This window comes from Nocardia sp. NPDC060255, from assembly GCF_042727395.1.
Lineage (GTDB): Bacteria > Actinomycetota > Actinomycetes > Mycobacteriales > Mycobacteriaceae > Nocardia.
On sequence record NZ_JBHXAU010000048.1, the window covers coordinates 20834 to 34772 of the forward strand.

The window sequence follows — 13939 nt, forward strand, 5'->3', positions numbered from 1 at the left end:
TCTGGGTGTGCTCGTTGAAACCGCAGCTCAGGGCGCATATTTGCGGCCGTTTTAAGGTTCGGCTTAAATAACGGGCCGATCCGACCATGATCGGCAACTCCGCCGCAGCATCGATCACACTCCCGGCGACCCGGCAACAGCGGTCTATGCAGGTCACGAGCCCCGAGAACTCAGGGCACCCTTATTAGATTTCGGGAACGAATTCCGCCACACTGATGTTGTGAAAACCGTGGGTTTGCGGAGCGAGGACGAAAGGGCTGGTCGTAAGGCCGGTACCGGAACGTCTGCTGCGCCCACGACCGCGGGCGAGGGGCACACCCGCGCGGCCATCGTCCAGCTGCTGCTGGAAGAGGGCCCGATCACCGCGACCGCCATCGGCACCACCCTGGGACTGGCGCCGGCCGGCGTGCGGCGCCACCTCGACGCACTGATCGACTCCGGTCAGGCACGGGCCAGCAGGTCCGCGCCGTGGCAGCAGAAGGGTCGCGGCCGTCCCGCCAAGCAGTATCAACTCACCGCCGCGGGCCGTGGCCAGTTGGGTCACGCCTACGACGACCTGGCCGGCGCGGCGATCCGCCAGCTCGGCGAGATCGGTGGCGACCAAGCCATTGCCGAGTTCGCCAGGAAACGCGCCAGGACTATCGTGGCCGGGATCGCACCGGTCGACGAGCACACCCCGCAGCAGACCGAGGCCAAGGCCGAGGAGATCGCGGACGCGTTCACCGAGGCCGGTTTCGCCGCCTCCACCCGCAAGGTGGGCAACGGCGTGCAGATCTGCCAGCATCACTGCCCGGTCGCGCACGTCGCGGAGGAATTCCCGCAGTTGTGCGAGGCGGAACTCGAGGCGTTCCGTGACCTGCTCGGCACGCACGTGCAGCGGCTGGCCACGATCGCCAACGGCGACTGCGCGTGCACGACGCACGTGCCGCTGCTCGTACTACCGATTACCACCAAAACTTCACCAGAAATCGCTGCACAGCCCGCAGTGGTACGAACGAACGACTCCGGAAGGAGTGCCGAATGACGACAACCACCGACCAGGTGCAGCCGCTCACTCAGGAAGAGACCATCGCTTCCCTGGGCAAATACGGCTACGGCTGGGCCGATTCGGATGTGGCCGGAGCCAGCGCGCAACGAGGCCTGTCCGAGGCGGTTGTTCGCGACATCTCGGAGAAGAAGAGCGAGCAGGACTGGATGCTCGACATCCGGCTCAAGGCGCTGCGCATCTTCGACCGCAAGCCCATGCCGAACTGGGGCTCCAACCTCGACGGCATCGACTTCGACAACATCAAGTACTTCGTCCGCTCCAGCGAGAAGCAGGCCGCCACCTGGGACGACCTGCCCGAGGACATCAAGAACACCTACGACAAGCTCGGCATCCCGGAGGCGGAGAAGCAGCGTCTGGTCTCCGGTGTCGCGGCGCAGTACGAGTCCGAGGTCGTCTACCACTCCATCCGTGAGGACCTGGAGAAGCAGGGCGTCATCTTCCTCGACACCGACACGGCGTTGAAGGAGCACCCGGAAATCTTCAAGCAGTACTTCGGCTCGGTGATCCCGGCGGGCGACAACAAGTTCTCCGCGCTGAATACCGCGGTGTGGTCGGGTGGTTCGTTCATCTACGTGCCGCCGGGCGTGCACGTCGACATCCCGCTGCAGGCCTACTTCCGGATCAACACCGAGAACATGGGCCAGTTCGAGCGGACCCTGATCATCGTCGACGAGGGCGCCTACGTGCACTACGTCGAGGGCTGCACCGCGCCGATCTACAAGTCGGACTCGCTGCACTCCGCGGTGGTCGAGATCATCGTGAAGAAGGGCGGCCGCTGCCGCTACACCACCATCCAGAACTGGTCGAACAACGTCTACAACCTGGTCACCAAGCGGGCCAAGGCGGAGGCGGGCGCGACCATGGAGTGGGTCGACGGCAACATCGGCTCCAAGGTCACCATGAAGTACCCGGCGGTCTGGATGACCGGCGAGTACGCCCGCGGCGAGGTGCTCTCGGTGGCGTTCGCCGGCGAGGGCCAGCACCAGGACACCGGCGCGAAGATGCTGCACCTGGCGCCGCACACCTCCTCGAACATCATCAGCAAGTCGGTGGCGCGCGGCGGCGGCCGGGCCTCCTACCGCGGCCTCGTGCAGGTGAACAAGGGCGCGTACGGGTCCAGGTCGACCGTGAAATGCGATGCGCTGCTTGTCGATACGATCAGCCGCTCGGACACCTACCCGTACGTCGACATCCGCGAGGACGACGTGACGATGGGCCACGAGGCCACGGTCTCGAAGGTCTCCGAGGACCAGCTGTTCTACCTGATGAGCCGCGGCATGACCGAGGACGAGGCAATGGCCATGGTGGTGCGCGGCTTCGTCGAGCCCATCGCCAAGGAACTGCCGATGGAATACGCGTTGGAATTGAACCGGCTCATCGAGCTGCAGATGGAAGGAGCCGTCGGCTGATGGCGACAGGTGTCATTGGAGCGGTCGAGGGCGAGAACCCTGCGAAGCCGATTCAGAACCCGGGCGCTGGGGCCGCGACCAACAAGGGCGAGGTCTTCACCTCGTTCGACGTCAACGCCTTCGAGGTGCCCTCGGGTCGCGACGAGGAGTGGCGGTTCACCCCGCTGCGCCGACTGCGCGGGCTGCACGACGGCTCCGCTGTCCGCGACGGTCAGGCCACGGTCGAGGTCAGCTCGGTCGACGGCGTCCAGGTGGAGACCGTCGGGCGCGACGACGCGCGCCTCGGCGCCGCCGGCACGCCCGCGGATCGTGTTGCCGCCCAGGCGTTCTCGGGCTTCGAGTCGGCCACCGTGGTGTCGGTCGGCGCGGAGACCGAGGTCGCCGAACCGGTCGTCGTCACGGTCACCGGCCCCGGCGAGGGCCGGACCGCCTACGGCCACCTGCAGATCCGGCTCGGCAACTTCGCCACCGCCACCGTGGTCATCGACCAGCGTGGCAGCGGAACCTACGCGGAGAACGTCGAATTCGTGCTCGGCGACAGCGCCAAGCTGACCGTCGTCGCGGTGCAGGACTGGGCCGACGACACCGTCAACGCGACCGCGCACCACGCGCTGCTCGGCCGCGACGCCACGCTGCGGCACATCGCGGTCACGCTCGGCGGCGAGCTGGTTCGCCTCACCGGAACCGTCCGCTACGCGGGTCCCGGCGGCGACGCCGAACTGCTCGGCCTCTACTTCGCCGACGCGGGACAGCACTTCGAGCAGCGCCTGCTCATCGACCACTCGCAGCCGAACTGCAAGTCGAACGTGCTGTACAAGGGTGCGCTGCAAGGCGATCCGGATTCACCCAAGGGTGACGCGCGGACCGTGTGGGTCGGCGATGTGCTGATCCGCGCCGCCGCCGAAGGCACCGACACCTTCGAGGTGAACCGCAACCTGGTGCTCACCGACGGCGCGCGCGCCGACTCGGTGCCGAACCTGGAGATCGAGACCGGCGAGATCGCCGGCGCCGGTCACGCCAGCGCCACCGGCCGCTTCGACGACGAGCAGCTGTTCTACCTGCGCGCCCGCGGCATCCCGGAAGACGTGGCGCGGCGGCTGGTCGTGCGCGGCTTCTTCCAGGAGATCATCCAGAAGATCGCGGTCCCCGAGATCCGGGAGCGGCTGGAGTCGGCCATCGAGGCCGAGCTCGCCGCTGTCGGCGTCTGATGCGCGACTGCTTGCAGGTCGCGCACAACAACACAGCCACTCACTCCCACAAAGGAACTCGAATTCGATGACCACCCTGGAAATCAAGGACCTGCACGTCGAGGTCGCCAACCCGGACGCCTCCGGCGAGCCCATCAAGATCCTGAAGGGCGTCGACCTCACCATCAAGTCCGGTGAGACGCACGCCATCATGGGCCCCAACGGCTCCGGCAAGTCGACCCTCTCGTACGCGATCGCCGGCCACCCGAAGTACACGGTGACCTCCGGCTCGATCACCCTCGACGGCGAGGACGTCCTCGCGATGACCGTCGACGAGCGGGCGCGCGCGGGCCTGTTCCTGGCCATGCAGTACCCGGTCGAGGTCCCCGGTGTGTCCACCTCGAACTTCCTGCGTACCGCCGCCACCGCCGTGCGCGGCGAGGCGCCCAAGCTGCGGCACTGGGTGAAGGAAGTCAAGGAGTCGATGGCCGAGCTGGAGATCGACCCGGCCTTCGCCGAGCGCAACGTGAACGAGGGCTTCTCCGGCGGCGAGAAGAAGCGTCACGAGATCCTGCAGCTGGGCCTGCTCAAGCCGAAGATCGCCATCCTGGACGAGACCGACTCCGGCCTGGACGTCGACGCGCTGCGCATCGTCTCCGAGGGCGTCAACCGCTACAAGGAGCGCGAGAACGGCGGCGTGCTGCTGATCACGCACTACACCCGGATCCTGCGCTACATCGAGCCGGAATTCGTGCACGTCTTCGTCGGCGGCCGCATCGTCGCCGAGGGCGGCTCGGAACTGGCCGACGAACTCGACGCCAACGGCTACGTCCGTTTCACTCAGAGCTCACCCACCCCGTCGGCTTCGCCGACTGCCGTCCCCGTGTCTGCCCCTGCAGGAGCTTGATATGACCGCCACGGTCCGCACCCTCGACGTGGCCCGCATCCGGGCCGACTTCCCGATCCTGAGCCGCACGGTTCGGGACGGGAAACCGTTGGTGTACCTGGACTCCGGCGCCACCTCGCAGCGGCCCCTGGCGGTGCTCGACGCGGAACGTGAGTTCCTGGTGACGCACAATTCGGCCGTGCACCGCGGTGCGCATCAGCTGGCCGAGGAGGCGACCGACGCCTACGAGAACGCTCGCGCGGATATCGCCCGGTTCGTCGGGGTCGAGGCCGACGAGATCGTGTTCACCAAGAACGCGACCGAATCGCTGAACCTGGTGACGTACTCGTTCGCCGACGATCGGTTCCCGTACCACGTCGGGCCCGGTGACGAGATCGTCATCACCGAGCTGGAACATCACGCGAATCTCGTTCCGTGGCAAGAGCTTGCGCGTCGGACCGGTGCGACGCTGAAGTGGTACGGCGTGACCGACGACGGCCGGATCGATCTCGATTCGCTCGAATTGTCGCCTGCCACCAAGGTTGTCGCGTTCACGCATCAGTCCAACGTGACCGGTGCGATCACCGATGTCGCCGAATTGGTCCGCCGCGCAAAGGCTGTCGGCGCACTGACGGTGCTCGATGCCTGCCAGTCGGTGCCGCATATGCCGGTGGACTTCCGTGAGCTCGGCGTCGACTTCGCCGCGTTCTCCGGGCACAAGATGTTCGGTCCGTCCGGTGTCGGCGTGCTGTACGGGCGGCGCGCGCTGCTCGCGGAGACGCCGCCGTTCATCACCGGTGGCTCGATGATCGAGACCGTCACGATGGAGGCGACCACCTTCGCGGCGCCGCCGCAGCGGTTCGAGGCGGGCGTGCCGATGACCTCGCAGGTCGTCGGATTGGGCGCTGCCGTACGGTATCTCGAAGCGCTCGGCATGGATGCCGTTGCGGAGCATGAACATTCGCTGGTCGGTGCCGCGATCGAAGGCCTGAGTGCGATCGACGGGGTGCGGATCATCGGTCCGGTCGAGAACGTGGATCGCGGTGGCGCGGTGTCGTTCGTGGTCGACGGGATCCACGCGCACGACGTCGGGCAGATTCTCGATGACGAAGGTGTCGCGGTGCGGGTCGGTCACCACTGCGCGTGGCCGCTGATGCGCAGGCTCGGCGTGCCTGCCACCGCGCGCGCCTCGTTCGCCGCCTACAACACCCTCGATGAGGTGGACGCACTGGTCGCGGCCGTGCGGAAGGCTCAGAGCTTCTTCGGAGTTGTATAGAACATGCGCATGGAGCAGATGTACCAGGAAGTGATCCTGGACCACTACAAGCACCCGCACCACCGCGGGTTGCGGGAGCCGTTCGGTGCCGAAGTGCACCACGTGAACCCGACCTGCGGTGACGAGGTCACTTTGCGCGTGCAGCTCGACGACAACGGCGATGTCGCCGACGTCTCCTACGACGGTCAGGGCTGCTCGATCAGCCAGGCCTCCACCTCGGTGCTCACCGACCAGGTGATCGGCCTGCCGGTGCAGCAGGCGCTGAAGGTGGTCGACTCGTACCACGAGATGATCTCCAGCCGCGGCGCCGTCGAAGGCGACGAGGACATGATCGGTGACGGCATCGCCTTCGTCGGCGTCGCCAAGTACCCGGCACGCGTCAAATGCGCGCTGCTCGGCTGGATGGCGTTCAAAGACGCGGTCGTCCGGATAACCTCGGCAGAAGAGGCGCAACGTTCGATGGGAAACGGGGACAAGGCATGACCGACACACCGGCAACCGAGACAGCTGAGCAGGTCGAGCTGTCCGCCGAGGACATCAAGCGCCTCGAGGACCTCGAGGAGGCCATGCGCGACGTCGTCGACCCCGAACTCGGCATCAACGTCGTCGACCTCGGCCTCGTCTACGGCCTGTCCGTCCAGGACGAGGTAGCCATCCTCGACATGACCCTCACCTCCGCCGCCTGCCCCCTCACCGACGTCATCGAGGACCAATCCCGCAACGCCCTCGTCCGCAGCGGCCTGGTAGACGACCTCAAAATCAACTGGGTCTGGATGCCCCCCTGGGGCCCCGACAAGATCACCGAAGACGGCCGCGAACAACTCCGCGCCCTCGGCTTCACCGTCTGAGCCCACCTCTTACCAACAGCCGCTGAACGGAATGCCCTCGTCACAGGGCATCACCACAGCGGCTGTTGTCGTACGTGGGAACAACTGAATAGCGCAGAGCACATCGAGTGCCACCCCCAGCTTTTCCCTGCCGCAACTAGGGATAGGCAACGTCTGCGTTCCAACGCGCCCACTGTCAGTGGTCAGAGACGCCGGATCATCGAGTCGAGTCAAATGGTTGCTGTCGAAGATCTTTTAGCGATCCTATGTCCCACCTCAATGATCCGGTTGTGCCGCGCGGTGAAGGCATGAGGGTGGTGGACAATGTCCCAGCCCGGCGGCGTAGAAGATTGTCCAGCCTTGGGCAGCGAGATTGGCGGGTGTTGTTCGCGTGCATCCCCCGAATGCGGTGCTGCGGCCCGAGGTCGAGTCGGCGGGGGCCGCCTGGGGTCGAGTCGGCGGGGGCCGGCCGGGTCTGGACCTCCGGTTGCGGCTCAGAGTGGGGAAGTCCGGCACCGAACCACCCCAATCGGGTGCCTGCGCGGGGAGAGGGGCCAAGGTTGTATCGAGCAGAGTCAAATGGTCGTCATCCATGATCGACTGGCGACCATTTGACTCTGCTCGATGAGCGCGCTGCCCGGTGGAGGGCGGACCTGATGGGGTCGGTGAAGAGGTGTGGGTGGTGGAGGACTTCGCGGCCCGGTGACGTAGAAGATTGTCCCGCCTTGCGTAGCGTGATGGTTGTGGCAGGTGTTGTTCACTTGCGGCGGCGTGCATCCCCGAATGCGAAGCGACGCTGTCATATTCGAGTCCGATGCGGTGTTGTGGCCCCCCGAGAGGCGAGTCGGCGAGGGCCGGCCGGGGTCTGGACCTCCGGTTGCGGCTCAGAGTAGGGAAGTCCGGCACCCAACCACCCCAATCGGGTGCCTGCGCGGGGAGGGGGCCAAGATTGTATCGAGCAGAGTCAAATGGTCGTCATCCTTGATCGACTTGCGACCATTTGACTCTGCTCGACGAGCGCGCGCTGCCCGTTGGAGGGCGGACCTGATGGACTCGGTGCAGGCAAGAGGGGTGGAGGTCGTCCCGGGCCGGTGGCGTAGAAGATTGTTCAGTCCTGGGTAGCGTGATGGTTGTGGCGGGAGTTGTTACTGCGGCGGCGTTTGTTCCCGAATGCGAAGCGACGCTGTCATATTCGAGTCCGATGCGGTGTTGTGGCCCCCCGAGAGGCGAGTCGGCGGGGGCCGTCCGGGGTCTGGACCTCCAGCGGCTCAGAGTCGGGAAGTCCGGCACCGACCACCCCAATCGGGTGCCTGCGCGGGGAGGGGGCCACGGTTGTATCGAGCAGAGTCAAATGGTCGTCATTCTTGATCGACTTGCGACCATTTGACTCTGTTCGATGAGGGCGTGCCTGATGGGGTCGGTGAAGAGGTGTGGGTGGTGGAGGACTTCGCGGGCGGTGGCGTAGAAGATTGTCCAGCCTTGGGTGGTGAGAGGGTGTTGTGGCGGGCGGTGTCTCGTGCGGCCGCGTGCGGCCCGGAATGCCAAGCGGCACTGTCGTATTCCAGGCCGATTCGGGATTGCCGCCAACCTAGGTCCAAGCGTCGGGGGCCATCACGTGTCGCTACTTCCACCTGTGGTTCCGGATGCGGTAATCCGGCGTCGATGCACCGCAACCGGGTGCGTGACTCCATCGGGGATTCGGACCGCCCGTCCGCGACTCCTACCAACTCGGCCGCCTGCCGAAACCCGCGTCGCCCGCGGTGCCGCGCGACTTCTTCCTCCAGTGCCGACTGCGAAAGTCCCAGCCGCAGCGCGGCATCCACTGTGGCCAACGCATCCAGCCGATTGAGTGTGCGCGCCAGATCCACCGCGGTGCGCACCGGATTCGTCGTCAACGTCCCTTTGACCACCGCCAGATTCGCGGAGTCGACCCGATCCTGATGGACCACCAGCTGCTTCGACCGGGACCGCTGCTTCCCGATCACATGTGTCGCCGCACTCTCGATCACGGAAAAGCCATGCAACTCAGCGGCCGTGGCGTGGGAGGCAACGACCACCGGCAACCTCATCGACAGCCGCGCCGCTTCGACCCGCAATTCCACCAGTTCCGGAGTCCCCGCCTCTCGATACACGCCATGAAACACCCGTACCCACTCACCCCGCCAGACCCGAGCCCGCAACTCCGCCCGCGTGTACTCGCCCCGCACCTGAGCCGCGGTAAAAACACCGAACTGCTTGTCCCGCAACCCCGCCAACTGTGCCCGCATGCAACTCAGCATCCCTCCGGCCCAGCCTCCCCGCCCCCGCCCCACCAGCCCATACAACATCTCTGTGCACAACTCACCCCCTGGGGATATACCGTCGAGAAGAGTCGTATGGTCGCTATACGACCTTGGGCAGCAGCCATAAGACTCTCTTGATCTTGAAATGCTCGACACGCCACCCGGCGGCGGCGGAAATTGCGTTACCGGAATGTAACTCGAACGTGCGGGTGGGGACGCCGGTGCGTTCCATGCTTGGAGCGGTTATCGGTTACTGGAAGGACGGTTCGTCGTGGAGTTTCAGGTTCCCGTTATCGATATTTCCGCATACGTCAGCGGTGCGAGCCCTGCGGAGCGAGCGGTGGTGGCGCAGCAGATCGATGCGGCGGCCCAGCAGGTCGGGTTCATGCAGATTCGCGGGCATGGGATCGCGCAATCGGTGCTCGATGAGTTCGCGGCCGCGCTCGATGATTTCTTCGCCCTCGATCAGGCGACGAAGGCGGCCTACCGGACGGCGGTCGAGTTCAATCGGGGCTATTCGCCGCCCAAGAGCGAGAGCTTGAGTTTGAGCCTCGGGGTGGCGTCGGCGACGCGGATGAACGATTTCTTCGAGGCGTTCAATATCGGCACTACCACCGCCGACTATCCAGGGCTGGATTTGCCCGCGGCGGCGGGCTACGCCGAAAATGTCTGGCCCGCACAGCTTCCCACGTTCCAGCAGCGAGTGCTGACGTACTACGTCGAGGCCGCACGGGTCGCGGGCACCCTCACCACGATTTTCGCCGACGCCCTCGACCTGCCCACCGGATACTTCGACCGCTTCACCGACCACTCGCTGAATGTGTTGCGCATGAACAACTATGCGCTGCCGCCGGGCAGCGTCGACCTCGACGGCGAACTGAAAGGCATGGGCGAGCACACCGATTACGGCATCGTCACCGTCCTGTGGGCCGACCAGGTGCCCGGCCTGCAGGTGCTCGGCGCGGACGGCCATTGGCACGACGTGCAACCCGCCGACGACGCGCTGCTGATCAATCTCGGCGACCTGATGGCCCGCTGGACGAACGAACGCTGGCTCTCCACCCTGCACCGGGTGATGCCGCCGATCGTCGACGGCACCGTCGAACGACGCCGCAGCGCAGCGTTTTTCCACGATGGCAATTTCGACGCACTGATCGAGACTTTGCCCTCCTGCATAGGCGCCGGCAGCAAGTACGCACCGATCACGGTCTCCGAGCACGTGCAGGCGAAGCTCGCCGGTTCCCGTGGCCTGCAACCGAATACGAACGCGCCGAGAGAAGCCGCGCGGGCTCTCTCGGCGCGCCCGTAGCCGAAACTACTTGCGGAACTTGGCTTCCAGCTCGGTCGCTGTCGCCTGCAAATCGGCCGGTTCGTTGGTCTTGAAGATGCCCTCGTACCCGGTCTCGGCGCGCACCGCGGCTTCGACCTCCGGATCGTGGTACAGCCGAGCGAGTTTCAGCAGCGTCGGGTTGTCCTTGTCCGCGGCGCGGGCGGCGAAGATGTTGATGTACTGCTTGAGCGCCGGCAGTTCCGGGTCATCGGTGTAGATCGTGTCGTTCTTCGTCAAACCCGCTGGGCGAGCGAAGGTGTCGTCGACGAACGCGGCATCGACACTGCTGAGCGACTGCGCGGTCAGGGTCGGATCGATGGGCGTCAGCTTCACCTTGGACGCGGCGGTGTCCACGTCCTCGATCTTGGAATCCCAACTGGCACCGCCCTTCAGCACGATCAGCCCGGCCGCGGCCAGGCTGAGCAGCGGCCGCACCTGGTTCGCCGAGTTGTTGCTCAACGTGATCTGGCCGCCCTGCGGGATGTCGGCCACCGACTTGTGCTTACGCGAGTACAGCGTGAGCGGGAAGATCTCGGTCGCACCGATCGGCACCAGGGTGTCGTTGTTGCGGGCGTTGTAGTTGGCCAGGTATCGCACGTGCTGGAACTTGTTGAGATCGATCTGGCGTTGCGCGAGTGCGGGATTGGGCTGGTTGTAGTCGGTGAAGTTGACGAACTCGATCGCGATGCCCTGATCTGCGGCTTTCTTCTTGTACACGTCCCAGTGCGGCAATGAGAGGTCATTCACGCCGATGCGAATCACGTCGCCGCGGTGTTCCGCGCCACACGAAACAGAAGCGATGGCCAGGACGGACAGGAGAGGGATCAGCAGTAGTCGATGCATGAAGCGCATTGCGGCCAAACTAGACGGTCGTCCAAGTTTTCGGAAGGGTTTTGCTCACCACAATCTCAACCGTTGCCTACCCGGTTGCCGGGTCGCTTGGATTACCGGGTTCATATAGCGACAAGCATTTCGGGAGCACGAGTGAAATTCCATCGGGTACTGGCGATCCCGGTCCTGGTAGCCACCGCGGCCCTCACCCTTACGGCGTGCGGTTCTGACGACAAGGCCTCCTCCGACACGGTAGTGCGCATCGGCACCACCGACAAGGACAAAGCCTGGGACGTCTTCGAGCAGCGGGCCAAGGACAAGGGCATCACGCTGAAGATCACCAACTTCTCCGATTACAAGCAGCCGAACCTCGCGCTGGCGCAGAAGCAGATCGACGTGAATCTGTTCCAGCACCTGCAGTTCCTCGGCGCGTACAACGTCGCGAACAACGACACCCTGACGCCGATCGGGTCCACCTATATCGTGCCGTTGGGCCTGTACTCCAAGAAGCACAAGACCCTCGCTGACATCCCACAGGGCGGGGAGATCGCGATCCCGAACGACCCGACCAACCAGGCGCGGGCACTGTTCGTACTGCAGGCGGCCGGGCTGCTGAAGCTGTCCTCGACCACCAACTCGCCGTCCCCCGCCGACATCGACCGTGGCGCGTCCAAGGTCAAGGTGACCACCGTCGACGCCGCGCAGACCGCGCTCTCGCTGGCCTCGGTGGACGGCTCGGTGATCAACAACACCTTCCTCGAGCGATCCGGCATCGACCCCACTTCGGCGCTGTACAAGGACGATCCGAAGAACCCGGCGGCCGAGCCGTACATCAACGCGCTGGTGACCAGGGCCGAAGACAAGAACAATCCGAAGCTGCTGCAGCTCGTCGAACTCTGGCACGACCCCGAAGTGCAGAAGGCGCACAGCGAGGTGACCAAAGGCACCGCCGTCGAGGTGAAGCGCAGTGGCCCTGAGCTGGAACAGATTCTGCAGCGGGTGCAGCAGTCCATCCGCGACGGCAAGTGACCGATAACCCGCCCGCAGTCGAGTTCCGTTCGGTCACGAAGGTTTTCGGTAAAGGCGCGGACGCCCAAGTCGCGCTGGACGATATCGACCTGCGCATCGAGCAGGGTGAAATCTTCGGCGTGATCGGCTATTCCGGCGCGGGCAAGAGCACGCTGGTCCGGCTGATCAACGCGCTGGAGAAGCCGACCAGCGGCACCGTCGAGGTCGCGGGCACCCCGATCACCGGGGTGCGCGAGGCGCAGGTGCGGCGACTGCGCCGCGATATCGGGATGGTGTTCCAGCAGTTCAACCTGTTCCGATCACGCACTGCCGCAGGCAATATCGAGTATCCGCTCAAGGTCGCTGGGTGGCAGCGGGCCGAGCGCAAGGCCCGGGTCGCGGAGTTACTGGAGTTCGTCGGGCTGTCCGACAAGGCCCGCAGCTATCCCGATCAGCTGTCCGGCGGGCAGAAGCAGCGGGTCGGCATCGCCCGCGCGCTGGCGACCTCACCGTCGCTGCTGCTCGCGGACGAGTCGACCTCGGCGCTGGACCCGGAAACCACCGGCGAGGTGCTGCGCCTGCTGAAGAAGATCAATCGCGAACTCGGCGTCACCATCGTGGTGATCACCCATGAGATGGATGTGATCCGCGCGGTGGCCGACCGGGTCGCGGTGCTCGCGGAGGGCCGCATCGTCGAACTCGCCAGCACCTTCGAGGTTTTCGCGGCCCCGAAGGCGGCGCCGACGCAGTCGTTCGTGGGCACGGTGCTGCACAACCGGCCGTCCGAGGACGAATTGCGCAGGCTCGGTGAGCTACACGGCGGCAGGCTGATCACGGTGGACGTGGACGATCGGCGCGGCATCGGCGCGGCACTGGCCACCGCGGTGCACGCGGACGTCCGCTTCGAGGTGGTCTACGGCGGGGTGAGTACGTTGCAGGACAAGACATTCGGCAGCGTCACCCTGGCGTTGCACGGCCCCGACGAAGCCATCGACCAGGTCATCGACGAACTTCACCGCCGGACGGGCTGAAAGGAGTACCTATGCATGCGAATTGGGACACTCTCCGGCCGCTGCTGTACGAGGCGATCGGCCAGACCATCTATCTGGTGCTGCTCACCTTCGTGGCCTCCGGCCTGATCGGCCTGTTTCTCGGCACCGTGCTCTACGTCACCCGCAAGGGCGGGCTGCTGGCGAACGCGCCGATCAACCTGCTGCTCAACGTGATCGTCAACGTGGTCCGGCCCATCCCGTTCATCATTCTGCTCGCGGCGCTGGGCCCGGTGACGTTGAAGGTGGTCGGCACCACCATCGGCGGGGATGCCGCGGCGTTCGTCATGATCGTGGCGGCGTCGGTGTTCATCGCCCGGATCGTGGAGCAGAACCTGGTGACGGTCGACCCCGGGGTGATCGAGGCCGCCAGGGCGGTCGGCGCCGGGCCGCTGCGCATCATCTTGACGCTGTTGATCCCGGAGGCGCTGGGCCCGCTGGTGCTCGGCTACACCTTCGCGGTGATCGGCATCGTCGACATCTCCGCCATGGCGGGCACCGTCGGCGGCGGTGGGCTCGGCGATTTCGCGCTCGTCCAGGGTTATCAGCGATTCAACTGGCAGGTTACCCTGGTGGCCACGCTGATCATCATCGCCGGCGTGCAGGTCATCCAGTTCCTCGGCAACTGGATAGCTCGAAAAGTCTTGCGCCGCTGAGGTAATAAGCAAACGAGGGGTGGGGCCGCGCGGGGGGGGCACCCCCCCGTCGGGTGTGGGGTGGTCAGGGCGGCGGGCCCCCAGGCGCGTATAAACAACAGAAACTGGCGCCCCACAAAAAAGGGGATATAACGGTGGTGGGCGGAGCAA

At 65.4% G+C, this 13939-nt stretch carries 13 protein-coding genes; 11 read left to right on the top strand and 2 right to left on the bottom strand.

Features of this window, described 5'->3' with window-relative positions:
- Positions 1–220 precede the first annotated feature (220 nt).
- The 7 genes from ACFWF1_RS43415 (at position 221) to ACFWF1_RS43445 (ending at position 6654) form a co-directional block, all read left to right on the top strand.
- Positions 221–1024, top strand: a complete 804-nt coding sequence (locus ACFWF1_RS43415) for a helix-turn-helix transcriptional regulator (protein ID WP_379289083.1) — start codon at positions 221–223, stop codon at positions 1022–1024.
- Entirely contained in the window at positions 1021–2457 is a 1437-nt protein-coding gene (sufB, locus tag ACFWF1_RS43420; RefSeq protein WP_379289085.1) for a Fe-S cluster assembly protein SufB, read from the top strand. Before ACFWF1_RS43415 ends, sufB begins: the two co-directional genes overlap by 4 nt.
- A complete protein-coding gene (sufD, locus tag ACFWF1_RS43425) occupies positions 2457–3665 on the top strand; it encodes a Fe-S cluster assembly protein SufD (RefSeq protein ID WP_379289087.1) in 1209 nt (402 codons plus the stop codon). Before sufB ends, sufD begins: the two co-directional genes overlap by 1 nt.
- 67 nt (positions 3666–3732) lie before the next feature.
- Entirely contained in the window at positions 3733–4551 is an 819-nt protein-coding gene (gene sufC / locus ACFWF1_RS43430) for a Fe-S cluster assembly ATPase SufC (protein ID WP_379289089.1), read from the top strand.
- A gap of 1 nt (position 4552) precedes the next feature.
- Positions 4553–5806, top strand: coding sequence for a cysteine desulfurase (locus ACFWF1_RS43435; protein WP_379289091.1), 1254 nt, complete (start codon positions 4553–4555; stop codon positions 5804–5806).
- A gap of 3 nt (positions 5807–5809) precedes the next feature.
- Positions 5810–6289 (top strand): Fe-S cluster assembly sulfur transfer protein SufU, encoded by a 480-nt coding sequence (gene sufU, locus ACFWF1_RS43440; protein WP_379289093.1) that lies wholly within the window; start codon positions 5810–5812, stop codon positions 6287–6289.
- On the top strand, positions 6286–6654 hold the full coding sequence (locus ACFWF1_RS43445; RefSeq protein ID WP_107657857.1) for a metal-sulfur cluster assembly factor: 369 nt from the start codon (positions 6286–6288) through the stop codon (positions 6652–6654). Before sufU ends, ACFWF1_RS43445 begins: the two co-directional genes overlap by 4 nt.
- Positions 6655–7991: 1337 nt before the next feature.
- Here the strand turns inward: ACFWF1_RS43445 and ACFWF1_RS43450 are convergent.
- A complete protein-coding gene (locus ACFWF1_RS43450; RefSeq protein ID WP_379289096.1) occupies positions 7992–8900 on the bottom strand; it encodes a hypothetical protein in 909 nt (302 codons plus the stop codon).
- Positions 8901–9186: 286 nt separating this feature from the next.
- On the opposite strand from ACFWF1_RS43450, the gene ACFWF1_RS43455 reads away from it, so the two are divergent.
- The gene (locus ACFWF1_RS43455; protein ID WP_379289098.1) at positions 9187–10224 is read left to right on the top strand and encodes an isopenicillin N synthase family dioxygenase; all 1038 of its coding nucleotides are present in this window, start codon (positions 9187–9189) and stop codon (positions 10222–10224) included.
- 6 nt (positions 10225–10230) lie between these two features.
- On the opposite strand, the gene ACFWF1_RS43460 is transcribed toward ACFWF1_RS43455, so the two are convergent.
- Positions 10231–11097, bottom strand: coding sequence for a MetQ/NlpA family ABC transporter substrate-binding protein (locus ACFWF1_RS43460; protein WP_379289100.1), 867 nt, complete (start codon positions 11095–11097; stop codon positions 10231–10233).
- A gap of 132 nt (positions 11098–11229) precedes the next feature.
- On the opposite strand from ACFWF1_RS43460, the gene ACFWF1_RS43465 reads away from it, so the two are divergent.
- From ACFWF1_RS43465 to ACFWF1_RS43475, 3 genes are read left to right on the top strand one after another with little or no spacing between them, the layout of a single operon-like run.
- Positions 11230–12105 (top strand): MetQ/NlpA family ABC transporter substrate-binding protein, encoded by an 876-nt coding sequence (locus ACFWF1_RS43465; protein WP_379289101.1) that lies wholly within the window; start codon positions 11230–11232, stop codon positions 12103–12105.
- Positions 12102–13115, top strand: a complete 1014-nt coding sequence (locus tag ACFWF1_RS43470) for a methionine ABC transporter ATP-binding protein (protein ID WP_379289103.1) — start codon at positions 12102–12104, stop codon at positions 13113–13115. The genes ACFWF1_RS43465 and ACFWF1_RS43470 overlap by 4 nt, the downstream gene beginning before the upstream one ends.
- Before the next feature lie 11 nt (positions 13116–13126).
- Positions 13127–13789 carry a methionine ABC transporter permease gene (locus ACFWF1_RS43475; RefSeq protein ID WP_379289105.1) on the top strand — a complete coding sequence of 221 codons (663 nt, stop codon included), beginning with the start codon at positions 13127–13129 and terminating at the stop codon, positions 13787–13789.
- Positions 13790–13939: the final 150 nt, after the last annotated feature.

Coding starts and splice junctions, on each gene's coding strand:
- ACFWF1_RS43460 (WP_379289100.1), bottom strand. CDS start 11,097: ATGCGCTTCATGCATCGACTACTGCTGATCCCTCTCCTGTCCGTCCTG.
- sufC (WP_379289089.1), top strand. CDS start 3,733: ATGACCACCCTGGAAATCAAGGACCTGCACGTCGAGGTCGCCAACCCG.
- sufD (WP_379289087.1), top strand. CDS start 2,457: ATGGCGACAGGTGTCATTGGAGCGGTCGAGGGCGAGAACCCTGCGAAG.
- ACFWF1_RS43450 (WP_379289096.1), bottom strand. CDS start 8,900: ATGCGGGCACAGTTGGCGGGGTTGCGGGACAAGCAGTTCGGTGTTTTT.
- ACFWF1_RS43445 (WP_107657857.1), top strand. CDS start 6,286: ATGACCGACACACCGGCAACCGAGACAGCTGAGCAGGTCGAGCTGTCC.
- sufB (WP_379289085.1), top strand. CDS start 1,021: ATGACGACAACCACCGACCAGGTGCAGCCGCTCACTCAGGAAGAGACC.
- ACFWF1_RS43435 (WP_379289091.1), top strand. CDS start 4,553: ATGACCGCCACGGTCCGCACCCTCGACGTGGCCCGCATCCGGGCCGAC.
- sufU (WP_379289093.1), top strand. CDS start 5,810: ATGCGCATGGAGCAGATGTACCAGGAAGTGATCCTGGACCACTACAAG.
- ACFWF1_RS43475 (WP_379289105.1), top strand. CDS start 13,127: ATGCATGCGAATTGGGACACTCTCCGGCCGCTGCTGTACGAGGCGATC.